Origin of the sequence: Streptomyces polygonati (assembly GCF_042650325.1) — a bacterium.
Lineage (GTDB): Bacteria > Actinomycetota > Actinomycetes > Streptomycetales > Streptomycetaceae > Actinacidiphila > Actinacidiphila polygonati.
On the sequence record NZ_JBHSBB010000013.1, the window covers coordinates 161,166 to 176,189 of the forward strand.

16 protein-coding genes are annotated in these 15,024 nt (G+C 73.0%); 4 read left to right on the top strand and 12 right to left on the bottom strand.

The window, feature by feature from the left end:
• The 8 genes from ACFO3J_RS18900 to ACFO3J_RS18935 form a co-directional block, all read right to left on the bottom strand.
• The gene (locus ACFO3J_RS18900) at window positions 1-1,050 is read right to left on the bottom strand and encodes a rod shape-determining protein (protein ID WP_386431027.1); all 1,050 of its coding nucleotides are present in this window, start codon (window positions 1,048-1,050) and stop codon (window positions 1-3) included.
• A 23-nt stretch (window positions 1,051-1,073) separates the two neighbouring features.
• Entirely contained in the window at window positions 1,074-1,607 is a 534-nt protein-coding gene (locus ACFO3J_RS18905) for a DUF7144 family membrane protein (RefSeq protein ID WP_386430622.1), read from the bottom strand.
• Between the two features lie 224 nt (window positions 1,608-1,831).
• Window positions 1,832-2,734, bottom strand: a complete 903-nt coding sequence (locus ACFO3J_RS18910) for a ParB/RepB/Spo0J family partition protein (RefSeq protein ID WP_386430623.1) — start codon at window positions 2,732-2,734, stop codon at window positions 1,832-1,834.
• Entirely contained in the window at window positions 2,734-3,534 is an 801-nt protein-coding gene (locus ACFO3J_RS18915; protein WP_386430624.1) for a ParA family protein, read from the bottom strand. The genes ACFO3J_RS18910 and ACFO3J_RS18915 overlap by 1 nt, the downstream gene beginning before the upstream one ends.
• A gap of 180 nt (window positions 3,535-3,714) precedes the next feature.
• Window positions 3,715-3,930, bottom strand: a complete 216-nt coding sequence (locus tag ACFO3J_RS18920) for a dodecin (RefSeq protein ID WP_386430625.1) — start codon at window positions 3,928-3,930, stop codon at window positions 3,715-3,717.
• 103 nt (window positions 3,931-4,033) lie between these two features.
• Complete coding sequence (locus tag ACFO3J_RS18925; RefSeq protein ID WP_386430626.1) at window positions 4,034-5,434, bottom strand: glutamate decarboxylase; 1,401 nt, start codon at window positions 5,432-5,434, stop codon at window positions 4,034-4,036.
• A 192-nt stretch (window positions 5,435-5,626) separates the two neighbouring features.
• Window positions 5,627-7,228: a threonine/serine exporter family protein gene (locus ACFO3J_RS18930; RefSeq protein WP_386430627.1), complete on the bottom strand. Its 1,602-nt coding sequence runs from the start codon at window positions 7,226-7,228 to the stop codon at window positions 5,627-5,629.
• 4 nt (window positions 7,229-7,232) lie between these two features.
• Window positions 7,233-7,985, bottom strand: a complete 753-nt coding sequence (locus tag ACFO3J_RS18935; RefSeq protein ID WP_386430628.1) for a DedA family protein — start codon at window positions 7,983-7,985, stop codon at window positions 7,233-7,235.
• Between the two features lie 294 nt (window positions 7,986-8,279).
• Here ACFO3J_RS18935 and ACFO3J_RS18940 point away from each other — a divergent pair, with 294 nt between their 5' ends.
• Window positions 8,280-9,692 carry an ABC transporter ATP-binding protein gene (locus ACFO3J_RS18940; RefSeq protein WP_386430629.1) on the top strand — a complete coding sequence of 471 codons (1,413 nt, stop codon included), beginning with the start codon at window positions 8,280-8,282 and terminating at the stop codon, window positions 9,690-9,692.
• 57 nt (window positions 9,693-9,749) lie between these two features.
• On the opposite strand, the gene ACFO3J_RS18945 is transcribed toward ACFO3J_RS18940, so the two are convergent.
• Window positions 9,750-10,115 (bottom strand): hypothetical protein, encoded by a 366-nt coding sequence (locus ACFO3J_RS18945; protein ID WP_386430630.1) that lies wholly within the window; start codon window positions 10,113-10,115, stop codon window positions 9,750-9,752.
• 364 nt (window positions 10,116-10,479) lie between these two features.
• Window positions 10,480-11,187 (bottom strand): maltokinase N-terminal cap-like domain-containing protein, encoded by a 708-nt coding sequence (locus ACFO3J_RS18950; RefSeq protein WP_386430631.1) that lies wholly within the window; start codon window positions 11,185-11,187, stop codon window positions 10,480-10,482.
• A 141-nt stretch (window positions 11,188-11,328) separates the two neighbouring features.
• On the opposite strand from ACFO3J_RS18950, the gene leuE reads away from it, so the two are divergent.
• Entirely contained in the window at window positions 11,329-12,006 is a 678-nt protein-coding gene (gene leuE / locus ACFO3J_RS18955; protein ID WP_386430632.1) for a leucine efflux protein LeuE, read from the top strand.
• Window positions 12,007-12,009: 3 nt separating this feature from the next.
• Here the strand turns inward: leuE and ACFO3J_RS18960 are convergent, their stop codons facing one another.
• A complete protein-coding gene (locus ACFO3J_RS18960) occupies window positions 12,010-12,189 on the bottom strand; it encodes a hypothetical protein (RefSeq protein WP_386430633.1) in 180 nt (59 codons plus the stop codon).
• 27 nt (window positions 12,190-12,216) lie between these two features.
• On the opposite strand from ACFO3J_RS18960, the gene ACFO3J_RS18965 reads away from it, so the two are divergent.
• The gene (locus ACFO3J_RS18965) at window positions 12,217-12,957 is read left to right on the top strand and encodes a GntR family transcriptional regulator (RefSeq protein WP_386430634.1); all 741 of its coding nucleotides are present in this window, start codon (window positions 12,217-12,219) and stop codon (window positions 12,955-12,957) included.
• Between the two features lie 79 nt (window positions 12,958-13,036).
• On the opposite strand, the gene ACFO3J_RS18970 is transcribed toward ACFO3J_RS18965, so the two are convergent.
• The gene (locus ACFO3J_RS18970; protein ID WP_386430635.1) at window positions 13,037-13,531 is read right to left on the bottom strand and encodes an inorganic diphosphatase; all 495 of its coding nucleotides are present in this window, start codon (window positions 13,529-13,531) and stop codon (window positions 13,037-13,039) included.
• A gap of 88 nt (window positions 13,532-13,619) precedes the next feature.
• Here ACFO3J_RS18970 and dacB point away from each other — a divergent pair, with 88 nt between their 5' ends.
• Window positions 13,620-15,002, top strand: coding sequence for a D-alanyl-D-alanine carboxypeptidase/D-alanyl-D-alanine endopeptidase (gene dacB, locus ACFO3J_RS18975; RefSeq protein ID WP_386430636.1), 1,383 nt, complete (start codon window positions 13,620-13,622; stop codon window positions 15,000-15,002).
• The last annotated feature ends 22 nt before the right edge of the window (window positions 15,003-15,024 follow it).

The following is a 15,024-nucleotide window of genomic DNA, read 5'->3' on the forward strand; positions in this document are numbered from 1 at the left end:
TCACGCCCCCGCCCGGTCCAGCGGCATCGGCCGCACCTTGCCCTCGATCATCGCCCCCAGCCCCCGCACGGTGACCGTGTCGGGGTTGGGGGCGATGTGCACCGGCATACCGGTGGCCTGGCGCAGCATCAGATCGAGGCCCGGCATCCTCGCACCGCCGCCGGCCGTCATGATGCCGCGGTCGGCGAGGTCGGCCACCAGGTCGGGCGGGCACTGGCGCAGCACGGTGGTGATGGCGTCCAGCACGGCGGTCATCGGGGCCCGCATGGCCTGCCGTACGCCTTCGGTGTCCACCAGCGCGGAACGCGCCAGCCCGCTGAGGACGTCCCGGCCGTGCACCTCCGTGGTCTCCATGCCGCCGGCGCCGGGACCGCCGAGCACCTGGTGCAGCGGGCGGACGGACTGGCTCGGCAGCAGCAGCTCGTGCCGGTTGCGCAGGTGCTCCACCACCGCCCGGTCGATGGCGTCGCCGCCCACCGGCACCGTCTCGGCGGACACGATCGAGCCCATCGACAGCACGGCGATCTGGGTCGTACCCGCGCCGCAGATCACGATCATGGTCGCCTCGGGGTGCTCCACCGGCAGCCCGCAGCCGACCGCCGCCGCGATCAGCGTGTCCACCAGCTCGACCCGGCGGGCGCCGATCCCGTAGAGCGTCTCGACGGCGGCGCGGCGGGCGATCGGCTCGCTGCCGTGCGGCATGCAGACCGCCGCCCGCATCACCGGCATGCCGCGGAGCACCGACATCCGCAGCCAGCGGCGGCCGAGCCGGTCGCCCAGCACATGCCGCAGCATCCGCTGGGCCATCGAGATGTCGACCACCGCGCCGCCCGCCACCGGGCGGACCACCCGGATGTGGGCGGGGGTGCGCCCGGCCATGCTCTCGGCGCGGTTGCCGACCGCGACCAGCGCGCCGGTGCGTACGTCGACCGCCGCGACGCTCGGCTCGTCGACCACCAGGCCCTTGCCGCGCAGGAAGACCCGGGTCCGGGCGGCGCCGATGTCCACCGCGAGGGTGCAGCGGCGCAGCTGCGTCAGGGTCGGGGTCAGCGGAACGTACGCCGAGTAGGGCATCACAGCAGACCACCTCGGGTGTGCGTGGGGCGGTATGTGGCCAGCGCCCAGATGACGAAGACGTCGATCGCGATCTGGACGACCGACCAGACGGGTTGGAACGGCAGGAACATGAAGTTGGCGACCAGGCTCACCCCGGCGATCAGGATGCCGGTCCAGCGGGCCCACACCAGGCCGCGCAGCACCCCGAGGCCGACGACGACCGCGATGGCGCCGATGACCAGGTGGACGAAGCCCCAGGCGCGGACGCCGAAGCGGTACGAGTAGTTGTGCGTGGCGGTGAAGACCGAGTCACGGGCGATGCCGACCGCGCCCTCCAGCACCGCCAGGACGCCGGCCAGCACCAGCAGGGTGCCCGCGAAGAGGATGCCGCTGGCCGCCCACGCGTTGTGGTCACCGCCGCCGGGGTGCGCGTGCGGGTGGCGGCCGCCGGGCGGGGTGTGCGAGGGAGTGGGGCCCGAGGGGGTCGGCCCGGTCGGGCCCGGCGGTTTCGCCCCCGGTGGCGGCGGCGCGGTGGGCGGTTGGTGGCTCATGACGGGCTCCCGGGAATGCGTCGGCGTCCACGGCGCGGGGAGCCGAACGGCTGGGAGAGGAGTCCGGCGCTTTTGACCCGCTTTATGACAAAAGGATTTGACGCATTGTCGGTCCGCGCGACCACACATGACCCGTCCGGGCCACCCGACCGCCGAAATCACCCCCGTACGGCCCACACCCGGTCGGCGCAGCGGGCCCCGGGGTCCTGCCGCCCGGCCGGGAGCTACCCGGCGCCCAGCAGCGCGGCCAGCCGGTCCAGCGTGGTGGGGGACAGGTGGCGGCGCAGGGTGTCCGCGAGGGCTTCCGGGGTGGAGCGGGTGTCGAGGGTGATCACGGTCGCCGGAGCGGCCGGCTCCTGCCGGTCCGGCGCGGAGGAGGGGGCCGCCGACCGGGCCGCCGACCGGGGCGCCGCCCCGCCGGTCCGGGGGGCCGGCATGGTCTGGGCCTCGCGCGGCAGGCGGGCCAGCCGCCGGGCGTCCTCCACGGTCAGCCGGCCGGCGGCCAGCGCGTCCCGCAGTTCGCCGCTCAGCTTCAGCAGGGCGAGGCGCTGGGAGACGAAGCCCTGCGTCTTGCCGATCCGGGCCGCGACCTCCCGCTGCGAGTAGCCGTAGGCGCCGATCAGGCCCTGGAGCGCCCGGGCCTGCTCCAGTTCGGTGAGGTCGTCGCGCTGGACGTTCTCGATCAGCGCGTCCTCGTCCGTCCGGGACGCGTCCGTCCTTACGTGCACGGGCAGTTCGGTCAGTCCGGCCAGGCGGGCGGCGGCCAGTCTGCGGTGGCCGTGCAGCACCACGTACGCGGCCGCCCCGACCGCCTCCCGGTGCTCCGGGTGCGCGGCCAGGAAATCGTCCCGGGGGACGACGCCGAGCGGTTGCAGCACGCCGCGCTCGCGCAGGGTGTCCGCCAGCCCGGCCAGGTCGCGCAGTTCGGCGCGCGGGTTGCCGGGATTGGGGGCGAGCGCGCCCACCGGGACGGTCACCGGGTGGGCCGGCGGAGCCGGGCGGGCCGTGCGCGGCGGCGGGGCCGCGCCGGCCATCGCGCCGGCCATCGCGTCGGCCGCCGCCCCGACCAGGCTGCCCCGGGCGCCGCCCGGGCCGAGCAGCGTCGCCAGATCCGTCCGCCGGCCCATCACCGGACGGCTCCGGCCCGCTGCCGGGCGGCCCGGGCGCGCGGCACCGGCGGTGCGCCGAGGCCGACCTCCAGCGCCAGCCGGAAGAAGTCCTCGCGGGCCTGGAGCGCGGTCCGGTTCGCTCCGTACTGCGTGACGACCAGGCCGTCCGCGCTGGCCCGGGTGTGCAGCTTGTAGTGCCGGACCACGGTCCGGGCGGCCGGCCAGCCCTGGGCCGCGATGAACGCCTGGGTCTGTTCGAGGTCGGCCCGGCCGTCGCGCGGGTCCCAGTTGTTGACCACCACCCGGTACGGCAGCCCGCGCGGCACGATCACCCGCTCGACGGTGCGCTGGGTCGGCTCGAAGCCCAGCGGCTCGGGCTCGATCGGCACGATCACGTCGTCCGCGCTGTCCAGCACGGCCCGCAGCGCGTCCGCGGCCGGTCCCGTACCCAGCGGATCGCCCTCCGCGGCCGGCACCCCCAGCCAGCCGGGGGTGTCCACGAACACATGCCGTACGCCGGGCAGATCGCGCAGCGCGGCCAGTCCGGCCAGGTCGTCATGGGCCTGGACGAAGTCGAACGGCAGCTCCTCGCCGACCCGCTGGGACCACCAGACCGCGGAGCCCTGCGGGTCGATGGAGACGGCCACCACGCTCGGGCCCGCGCCGGCGGCGCCGGGGCCGCCGGCAGGGTTCTCGCCGCGGCCCAGCACATCGGCGGTGACCGCGGCGAGATTGACGGTGAGCGTCGACTTCCCGACGCCGCCCTTCTGGTTGAGGATCACATGGACGTGTGCGGCGGCATGGGTGGTACGGGCCACGGCGGGTCTCCCGGAGCGAGCGCGACGGACGTGACAAGCCTTGCGAACGCGCCAGACCCGCCGAAGCTGCCAGACGTGACAAAGACTGGCAAAGCAGACAAATCTGACGTGACGCTCACTCTGTCACGGCGCTCGCCGGATGCCGGGGACCCGCGCCCGGGCGGGGCCGCCACGGGGCTCCTACTCGGTGTCCTCCAGGCGGAAACCGACCTTCAGCCCCACCTGGTAGTGCTCCACCTCGCCGTCCACGATGTGCCCGCGGACCTGGGTGACCTCGAACCAGTCCAGTCCGCGCAGCGTCTGCGCGGCCCGCCGGACGCCGTTGCGCACGGCGGCGTCGATGCCCTCGTGCGAGGTGCCGACGATCTCGGTGACGCGGTAGGTGTGATCGGCCATGACGCTCTCCCTCTGGGTCAGCTGGGTCAACCGGGTCGGTTGATCGGTTCGGTCGGTTCGGTCCGTTCGGGTCGCCTTCTCCGTCTGCCCCGGCCGGCGGACCTCAGTGGTGGAACGCGGTCGCCTTGCTCTCCGGCCGGTTCAACGGGTGCGTCTGGGCGCGCAGTTCGGGCAGCAGCCGGTTCAGGTCGTCCATCAGCAGATCGGCCAGGTCCTCGGAGAAGCCGTTGCGGCAGACCACCCGCAGCACCGCCAGGTCCTGCCGGTTGGCCGGGAAGGTGTAGGCCGGCACCAGCCAGCCGTGCTCGCGCAGCCGCCGGGACACGTCGAAGACGTCGAACGCCGTCACCTCCGGCGCCGTGGTGAACGCGAAGACCGGCAACTCGTCCCCCCGGGTGACCAGCCGGAAGTCGTCCAGTTCCTCGATCCGCGCGGCGAGCGACTGGGCCACGTCCCGGCTGGTCTGCTGCACCGCCCGGTAGCCGTCCCGGCCCAGCCGCAGGAACGTGTAGTACTGCGCGACGACTTGGGCGCCCGGCCGGGAGAAGTTGAGCGCGAAGGTCGGCATCTCGCCGCCGAGGTAGTTGACCCGGAAGACCAGCTCCTCCGGCAGCGCCTCCGCGTCCCGCCACAGCGCCCAGCCGACGCCCGGGTAGACCAGCCCGTACTTGTGCCCCGAGGTGTTGATCGAGGCGACCCGCGGCAGCCGGAAGTCCCACACCAGGTCCGGGTCCAGGAAGGGCGCGATCATCGCGCCGGAGGCACCGTCGACATGCACCGGGATGTGCGTGCCGGTCCGCTCCTCGTACGCGTCCAGCGCGGCGCAGATCTCGGCGACCGGCTCGTAGGACCCGTCGAAGGTGGAGCCGAGGACGGCGACGACCCCGATGGTGTTCTCGTCGCAGAGCGCCAGCGCCGACTCCGCGTCCAGGTGCAGCCGGTCGCCGGTCACCGGCGCCAGCCGGGGCTCGACCTCCCAGAACGCGCAGAACTTCTCCCAGCACACCTGCACATTCGCGCCCATGACGAGATTCGGCCGGGCGGTCGCCGGATAGCCCGGGGTGCGCTTGGCCCAGCGGCGCTTGAGCGCCATGCCGGCCAGCATGCAGGCCTCGGACGAGCCGGTGGTGGAGCAGCCGACGGTCGCGCCGGGATCGGGCGCGTTCCACAGGTCGGACAGGATCGCCACGCAGCGCCGCTCCATCTCGGCGGTCTGCGGGTACTCGTCCTTGTCGATCATGTTCTTCTCGGTGCACTCCGCCATCAGGACGCCGGCCTGCGGCTCCATCCAGGTGGTGACGAAGGTGGCGAGGTTGAGCCGGGCGCTGCCGTCGAGCATCAGCTCGTCGTGCACCAGCTGATATGCGGCCGACGGCGTCATCGGGCCGTCCGGCAGCCGGTGCTTGGGCGGGGCGGTGGTCATGCCGCCCACCGGGTCGGCGGCTCCGAAGAACGGGTTGACGGAGATCTCGCGGGCGTTGCCGGAGCCTTTGTGCAGGGACATGCGGGGGGCCTCTCGGCGGGGACGGTGGGCGCGGGCTGCACGCCGTGGGTGACCAGCGTGACGAGCCGTGCGCCGTACGCGACATTACGGGCATATCTCACCCATTGCAGCTTGTCGCGCCCGGCCGGCGGCCCGTCGCTCAACAGCCTTCCCTACCGGCGCGGTCCCACCGGCCCCGGGGGTGCGGCCCGCTCAGAATCCCCGGGTGCGCTTGGCCGCCTTGCGCGGCGGGGCGGCGCCGGGACGCTTCAGCGCCAGCCGGGCGATCTCCCCGCCGAGGTTGACGCCCACCGCTATCGCCAGTGCCAGCGCGGCGGCCTTGGTGAGCTGGGTGAACCCCTGGTCGGTGTGGTGCTGGGTGATGGCCAGCAGCCCGAAGTACGTCGCCGAACCCGGCAGCAGCGGACCGATGGCGGGGGTGACGTACGGCAGCACCGACTTGTAGCGGTAGCGCGCCATCAGCTGCCCGAACAGGCCCACCAGACCGGCCGCGGCGGCGGTGGCCGCCACCTGATTGCCGCCCGCCCGCTGGTGCAGCGCGCCGAAGACCGTCCAGCCCACGCCGCCGTTGAGGGTGGCCAGCGGCAGGACGCCACGCTCGCACTGGAGCAGCACCGCGAAGGCCAGCGTCACCACCATCGCCGCGATCAGCTGCACCCACGGGTGGTGGTCGAAGGCCCGCAGCGCTTGGTCCGGGTCGAGGTCGGCGCCGAGCGACACCCCGGCGTAGAGGACCACCGTGACGCCGAAGACGATGCCCACGACCAGATAGACCACCTCCAGCAGCCGGGCCGAGGCGGTGATGTAGAAGCCGGTCAGGCCGTCCTGCACGGCGGCCACCAGCGCCCGGCCGGGCAGCAGCGCGAAGAGGCCGCCGGTGATCACCGCGGAGGACTGCAGGCCGGTCGCCCCCGGTATCCAGTGCCCGTAGCGGTCCACCACCACGCCCGTCGCGGCGGCGGGCATCGCCGCCGCCGCGAACTGGTAGAACTCCGGCAGCCCCCGCCCGGCCAGCAGCCAGGCCAGCCGGTCGCCGAGCATCGCGGCCAGCGCCGCCGCCGCGAAGACGATCGGACCGCCGCCGACCAGCATGCTGGCCGCCCCGGCGAGCAGCCCGGCCGCGCAGGTCAGCGCCCAGCTGTCGTACGGGTGCCGGTTCCGCCGGATGACCGTCAGCCGCCGGTAGGCGTCCTCCAGCGTCACCTCGTGCTCGGTGATCGCGCCGACCAGCGCGAAGACCGCGGCCAGCCGGGTGTAGTCGGTGCCGCGCCGCCGGACCGTGCGGCTCATGGTCAGCGGCGGGTCGGTCAGCGAGGGCTGGTACGAGATGCCGAGCAGGGTGAAGGTGACGGCGGGCTCCACCCGGGCCAGCCCGTACGCGTAAGCGACGCCGAACATCGCCGCCTCCACGTCCTCGGCGCCCTCACCGCCGGCCAGCAGCAGCTCGCCGATCCGCAGCGTCAGGTCCAGCACCCGGGGGACGGCGACGGTGTGCCCGGATTCCGCGCGGGCCAGCGGCAGCTCGGGCACCGGGCGTTCGGTGGCGGGCAGCCGGACGATGGCCCGCATCCGGTCCTGCCAGCGGGCGTCGTCCGGCGGCAGCAGCACCACCGGGATGCCGTCGGGCGGCGTGAAGGCGCTGCCCGGCCCGGGGGCGCCGGGCAGGCCGGCGGAGCCGGTGGAGCCGGCCGGCGGGCCGGAGCCGGTCGCCGGACCCCGATCGGTGTCCCGGCCGCCGCCCGCCGCCGCACCGGAATCCGTACCCGTGCCCGGTCCCGTACCCGTCCCTTTCACCGCGTCAGCGCTTCTGCGCCCGGTGGCGCCCGCCGCGCGAGACGGGGATCAGCGGCTCGGAACCGTCGGCCGCGGTGGGCTCGGCTGCCGGGGCGTAACCGCCCGGCGCCTCGGCCGCCGCCTGCGGACCCGCCTTCTTGGCCTTGCCCCGCGAGCGCAGGTACTCGATGCCGAGCGGCACCACGGAGACCAGCACCACCAGGACCAGCATCGGCTCGATGTTGTCGCGGACGAAGGCGATCTGCCCCAGCCAGTAGCCGAGCAGCGTGACACCGGCCCCCCACATCGTGCCGCCGAGGACGTTGAAGGTGAGGAAGGTGCGGTAGTTCATCCGGCTGACGCCCGCCACGATCGGTGTGAACGTACGCACCACCGGTACGAAGCACGCCATCACGATCGCCTTGGGGCCATGATGGTCGAAGAACGCGTGCGCCTTCTCGATGTTCTCCATCTTGAACAGCCGGGAATCGGGCCGGCCGAACAGCGACGGCCCCACCTTGCGCCCGAACAGATAGCCCACCTGCTCGCCGGCCACCGCCGCGAACGCGATCGAGGCGGCCACCAGCGCCAGCGGCTGGTGCATGGTGCCGGACGCCACCAGCAGCCCGGTGGTGAACAGCAGGGAGTCGCCCGGCAGGAAGAAACCGATCAGCAGGCCGGACTCCGCGAACACGATCAGCAGCACGCCCCACAGGCCGTAGGTGTTGATCAAGTGGTCCGGGTCGAGCCAGCTCGGGCCGAGCGCGATGTTCGTCACGGTCCAAAAGTATCAATCCTGTGTTGATACAAACGTTCCGCAAGCAGTGGTACGTGGACTACCTTCTCCGCAGCGTCATCCGCGCACCATCCGAAGTTTCGCAACTGCCGTCACAACACGGCAAGTACAGCAAGTCAGGCACGTCATGCACGTCACACCAATTCGGCCACACCGGCATCAGCGACATCGACAACGACCCGGACACCGCTGGCAGGACCAGCACGTCTCGCAGTACCCGTTCGCCACCCCCCACGTGCCCCGTCACCATGTCCGACCACCCTGGCGGCTCCCGTTATGACACGCGCCATCACCCTGCACGAAGTGTCCAAGTACTACCCGAAACAGCCGTCGCCGGCCGTGGACCGGTTTTCGCTCGACATCGCTCCTGGAGAGTTCCTCGTCCTGCTCGGCCCCTCGGGCTGCGGCAAATCGACCGTGCTGCGGATGATCGCCGGCCTGGAGGACATCACCACCGGCGAGTTGCTGCTGGACGGCGAATACTCCAACGACCTCGCGCCCAGCGACCGCAAGATGGCGATGGTCTTCCAGAACTTCGCCCTGTACCCGAGCATGACCAGCCGGGAGAACATCGGCTTTCCGCTGCGCTTCGAGATGCCCGGCGAGGAGCACGGACCGCGGGTCGACGAGACCGCCCGCATCCTCGGTATCGAGGAGATCCTGCACCGCTACCCCGGGCAGCTGTCCGGCGGCGAGCGGCAGCGGGTCGCGATGGGCCGCGCGATCTCCCGCCACCCCTCGGTCTTCCTGATGGACGAGCCGCTGTCCAACCTGGACGCGAAGCTGCGCGCGCATCTGCGCGCCGAGATCGCCCGCCTCACCCACGGCATGGGTGTCACCACCGTCTACGTCACCCACGACCAGGCCGAGGCGATGTCGCTCGGCGACCGGGTGGCGATCATGCGCAGCGGCGTGCTCCAGCAGATCAGCACCCCGCGCGAGGCGTACCACCTGCCGGAGAACGTGTTCGTGGCCGCCTTCGTCGGCACGCCGCGGATCAATCTGCTCCAGGCCATGGTGATCGCCCCGCTGACCGGCGGGATGTGGATCGACTTCGGGCGCCAGCGCCTCGGACTGCCCGAGCCGCTCAACTACGACCACCAGATGCTGCGGATCCAGCAGGGCCGGCGGATCATCGTCGGCCTGCGCTCGGAGGCGGTCCGGATCGCCCAGCCCAGCCAGGCGCACGCCGGCGAGGTGGTGCTCAGCGGCATCGTCGAGCACATCGAATACCAGGGCCACGAGTCGCTGGTGCACCTCAACACCGGCTCCCGGCCGGCCGTGGTGCCCGAGCTCGAAGCGCCGCGCCCGACCGGCGGCCCCGGCTCGCGGTCCGCCGCCCGGCGGGCCGCCAACGGCTCCAACGGCATCGGCAAGCTGGCCCAGAAGGCGGCCCGCCGCATCCAGGCCTCGGTGATGGAACGCGACCACGCCGGCGGCACCGGCAACGGCGACGCCCCGCCCAAGCCCGCCTACAGCCCCGGCCAGAACTCGATCCCCGTCACCGACCGCCCGCTGGGCCCGCCGGAGACCCAGACCGGCGACCTGGTGGTCCGCACCGGCCCGGACATCCGGGTACGGCGCGGCGACCGCGTACCGCTGCTGGTCGATCTCGCCTACCTGTACGTCTTCGACCAGGACGGCAACCGCATCTGCCCGGCGCCGGTGCGGCAGCCGCGGCTGGAGTAGCTCTCGGCGGGGCAGGTCCCGGGAGCGGCGCGGGCTCCCGGGACCCGGGGCCGGTGGTCAGTTCAGCGCTACGGGGGCCGGGCTGCCGTAGAAGGTGACCGGCGGCCAGCCGTGGGACGCCAGAAGCGCGTTCAGGGCATTCGCTATCTCCAGCGGGGTGACGGTGAATGATCCACCCGCTTCGGAGATGCCGACAGTGAAGCTGAGGTCGATTTCCCCGGTCCCGCCGAAATCAGTGGGGACTGTCGCGTAGCCACTGAATTTGGTGTCGCCCGCGAATACAACGCTCGGCGTGGTGGCGGTCGTGTGCGGCGTGGTCGTATTCGCCGGAGCGGCCTGGGCGGTGCCGGCCCCCGCCAGCACTGTGCCGGCCACTGCCGTACCCGTGTAGCCCAAAAGCGAACGCCTCGACACATCGGACACGTTGTTCCCCCTCCGTGGTCGTCGTGAGCTCCTCACCTGGACCGCGGTGAGCCCGTCCCACGACTCGGCCGCCGGCCCCCCACGGGCCGGCGCGGTGGAAAACGGAAAGCGGCCATTCCGTTTTCCGGCGTGATCGTCATGACGCCGTGCAAGGATATGCGGCGCTCTTTCCGCCCCCTGGCGCCGACCGCGCCCCTATCGTAAGGTCGGCCGCTTGTATGCGCCAGGGGTATTCTGCCGGGACATCAATGTTTGGGGCGCGGCAATTCCGGGATGCCCCATTCACCACCGAAGGCGGAAAAGACCCGATAGGGGTTCAGTGCCGGGGCGCTGCCGTGATGACCCGGCCGCGCTCACCGCGCGCTCACTCCACCGCGCCGCGGACGACGGCGAAGCGGCCGCGGGCCTGCGCGCCGTCGGGCAGGCGCCAGTTCGCCGTGACGTGGCCCAGGGCTTCCTCGGAACTCCCGGAGCTCCCGGAGCTCCCGGAGCTCTCGGAGTTCTCGGGGTGCTCGGGGTCCTCCGGCCGGAGCACGCGGGGGATGCGGAGGGCCAGCCTGCCGGTGGGGGTCTGTACGAGCAGGTCGCTGCCGTGCGGCCCGTCGGTCACCGCGCTGAGCCCGGCGCCGGCCGCCGCGTGGCCCGGGTCGGCGGACCAGCCGACCACCGAGGGATCGGGGGTGTCACTGACGCCCTGGGCCTGGGGCTCGGCCTCGCCGACGACGAGGGCGAGCAACTGGGCGGCCAGCACCGGGTCGTTGGCGCCGTCGTAGACCCAGCGCTGTCCGAGCACGCCGTGCGTGGTGGTGCCGAGGAGCGCGTGCTCGGTGCCGTCCAGCGGCGCGTCCCGGTAGGTGAGCGGCACAAGGTAGGTGACCGGCTCGGTCCCCGAGGTGTCGCGGACGGCCATGAACTCGATCCCGACCGCGCCCTCCGGGTCGTCCAGCCGGAAGCCGCCGGCCTTGTCCAACTCCGGTTCGGCCGTGCCGAGATACCAGGGGCGGGTGGGAAGCCAGGCGGCGATCAGCTCCAGTTTGCTCGGGGTCAAAGTGGTGTTGTGGATGACGGCCATGTCGCGGGCACCTTTCGGTAGGGCTCTGCGAGCATCCTGCCAGCCGCCTCTTCGGGGGGCCTGGAACGGGCGCTCGCGGGCCGTCCGGCAGGACGGCGAAAACCGGGCGCCGCGGCGGCGGACGGCTGCCACACTGACGCCATGCTGGGGACCACGGACCTTCCGACGTACCTGGCCGGGCTGACCCTGATAGTGCTGCTGCCCGGCCCCAACTCGCTCTACGTCGTCTCGGTCGCGGCCCGCCGCGGCCCGCGGATCGCCTATCGCGGGGCCGCCGGCGTGTTCTGCGGCGACCTCACCTTGATGACCCTGTCGGCCGGCGGCGCCGCCTCCCTGCTCAAGGCCAGCCCGATCGCCTTCGACATCGTCAAGTTCGCCGGCGCCGGCTACCTCACCTGGCTCGCCGTCGCCATGCTGCGCGGCGCCCGCCGCCTCTGGCACAACCGCACGGCCGCGGCCACCGCCGCCACCCCCGACCTGGCCGACCCGGCCGCCGACCCCCGCCCCGAACCCGAGGAGCGCCCCTTCCGCCGGGCCCTGATCGTCAGCCTCTTCAACCCCAAGTCCCTGCTGTTCTTCGTCGCCTTCTTCGTCCAGTTCGTCGACCCCCACTACCCCCACCCCGCCCTCTCCTTCCTCTTCCTGGGCGCCTGGGTCCAACTCTTCAGCATCACCTACCTCTCCCTCCTCATCTTCACCGGCAACTACCTCGCCACCACCTTCCGCCGCCGCCACCGCCTCGCCGCCACCCTCTCCGCGACCACCGGCGCGGTCTTCCTGGCCTTCGCGGCCAAACTCTCCTTGGCGGGGGCGGGTTAGCGGTCAGCCCGCATCGGGTTCCACCCTCGTGAAGTCGCCCAGCCTCATGATGAGCTGGCCGGCCTTGACCCGGGGGATGCGCGGGTCGCCGAAGCCGAGGCCCACCGCGTCGACCGCGACCGGGGCGGGATACCCAGGGCCGTACAGCGCGCCGCGAACACCGGCGACCGCGAAGGAACGCACCCGAAGGGCCACGTACTGGCGACGCAAGTGGGGCAGGCCTGCACGGACTTCTCGGCGCAGGGCAGGCACAGCGGCGGGTGCGTCGTCACCTCTCCCTCGTCCGCCGGCTCCCCGAGAACCCACAGCACGCCGTCCGCCGTACGGTCCGCCGGCCCGCCGCACACCTGGGAGGCGCTGGGGGTGTTGCAGCAGGAAGGCGTCGCGGAGTCCCGCAAGGGTGCGGGGGTCTTCGTACGGGAGTTCCGGCCGGTGCGGCGGCGCGGCATCGATCGGCTGTCCGCGCGGCGCTGGGGAGCGGGCGGCTCCATCTGGGAGGCCGACGCGGTCGAGCGGGATCTGGACGTCGACCGACTGAGTGTCGGTCACACCACCTCGCCCGAAAGCGTCGCGCGCGTCCTTGAGCTTCCGGCGGCGGCCGAGGTCTGCGTCCGCAGCCGTCGCTACGTCCTCGACGGCAAGCCGGTGCTGGCCACCTCGTACCTGTCCGCCGAGCTGCTCGCCGGTACGGCCATCACGCGGGAGGACACCGGCCCCGGTGGGGTCTACGCTCGGCTCGCCGAGATCGGGCACCGGCCGGCGCACTTCCGGGAGGAGGTCCGCTCCCGGATGCCCTCGCAGGACGAGGCCGAGCGGCTCGGGCTCTCGCCGGGGACCCCGGTGATCCTGATCCACCGGACCGCATTCACGGCCGACGGCCGCGCCGTCGAGCTCAACGAGATGACCCTGGACGCCGCCGCCTACGTGCTGGAATACGACTTCGACGCCTGACCGCGGGGACCCGCCGACATGCCAAAGGGCGACCGGGGCTGTCCGGTCGCCCTTTCGCGTGCGGTTCGGTCCGGGAGGGTCAGTGGGAAGGGCCGTGGTCCTTCAGGCGGCGGAAGGACTCCTCGATCTCGGCCTCGGCCTCGGCGCGGCCGACCCAGTCGGCGCCCTCGACGGACTTGCCGGGCTCCAGGTCCTTGTAGACCTCGAAGAAGTGCTGGATCTCCAGGCGGTCGAACTCGCTGACGTGGTGGATGTCGCGAAGGTGCTCGACGCGGGGGTCGGAGGCGGGGACGCACAGGACCTTGTCGTCGCCGCCGGCCTCGTCGGTCATGCGGAACATGCCGATCGCGCGGCAGGTGATGAGGCAGCCGGGGAACGTCGGCTCGTCCAGGATGACCAGCGCGTCCAGCGGGTCACCGTCCTCGCCGAGGGTGTTCTCGACGAAGCCGTAGTCCGCCGGGTAGCTGGTCGAGGTGAAGAGCCTCCGGTCCAGGCGGATACGACCGGTCTCGTGGTCCACCTCGTACTTGTTCCGCGAACCCTTCGGGATCTCGATCGTGACGTCGAACTCCAAGGCCCTACTCCTCCATGAATCAGCGCTCAGTGCGGGTGGTTAAGTGTCTCCCACGCTTAGGGGTGGTCGCGAAAGGGGCTGGTCGTCGGTGCCGCTCGGCAGGACATGGCAGGTCGTGGCCGGCTCGGCCGCGATCGGGCTGGCAGTGGCTGGTGGGACGATCGCCGCGGCCGGGCCGTGGGAGTCCGGCCAGCGTACGGCGGAGCGTTCCTTCGCCGTCGCCCGGGACCGGCAACTGGAAGTGGCCGCCCGTCCGGTGCCGAAGCCGGCCCCGGCCCCGCCCCCGGCCGCCGCACCCGTACTGCTCCCGGTCCCGGTCGTGGCGGGGGCCGCCTCCGCGCCGGGCGCCGCCCCCCTCACCGCCCGGCTGGACCGGCTGATCGCCGCGCCGGGTCTGGGCACGGTACGGACCGGGGCCGTCGTGGACGTCGCCAGCGGGCAGCTGCTCTACGGCCACCACGCCACCACCGTGTCCACCCCGGCGTCCACCACCAAGCTCGCCACCGCCGTGGCCGCGCTCACCACCCTCGGGCCGGGCCACCGCCTCACCACGAGCGTGGTGAGCGACGCCGCCGACCCCGGCCGTATCGTGCTGGTCGGCGGCGGCGACCCCACCCTCGTCCTGGACGGCCTCGCCGACGACACCGCCAGGGCCCTGAAGGCCGGGGGTACGACCGCGGTCGTCCTCGCGTACGACACGTCCTTCTTCGCCGGCCCCGCGCTGCACCCGATCGGGCCCAACGAGAACCTCGCCCCGGTCACCGCGCTGATGGCCGACGAAGGCCGGCTCGACAAGAGCGGCAGCGGCCCGGCGCCGCGGGCGGCCGACCCGGCGGGCGCGGCGGCGGCCGGCTTCGCGGCGCTGCTGGCCGAGCGCGGCATCACCGTCAAGGGCGCCCCGCGGGCCGGCAGCGGCGCCGGGGGTACGCCGCTGGCCGTGCACCGGTCGGCGCCGCTGTCCGACCTGGTGGAGCGGATGCTGACCGACAGCGACAACGACCTGGCGGAGGCGCTGGCCCGGCAGACCGCCCGGGCGGCCGGGCTGCCCGCGAACTTCGCCGGCGGGGCGAAGGCGATCCGTGCCGTGCTGGCCCACGACGCCGTCCCCCTCGGCGGCGCCGTCTTCACCGACGGCAGCGGCCTCGACCACGCCGACAGCCTGGCCCCCCTCACCCTGGCCCGTATCCTCGCGCTGGCCGCCTCCCCGGCGCACCCCGAGCTGCGTCCCATCCTGACCGGCCTGCCCGTCGCCGCCTTCACGGGCACCCTCAGCGCCCGTTTCCACGCCTCCCCGGGGGCCGGCGTCGTCCACGCCAAGACGGGCACGCTGACGGGCACCAACACGATCGCGGGCACCACCGTCAGCCGGGCCGGGCGGCTGCTCGCCTTCTCCTTCATGACGCAGGGCGCCGGCGACCCCGCGGCCGCCCAGGGCGCGCTGGACAACCTGGCGTCGGCCCTCACCGAATAGCGCGAATCACGGGGCCCGGACG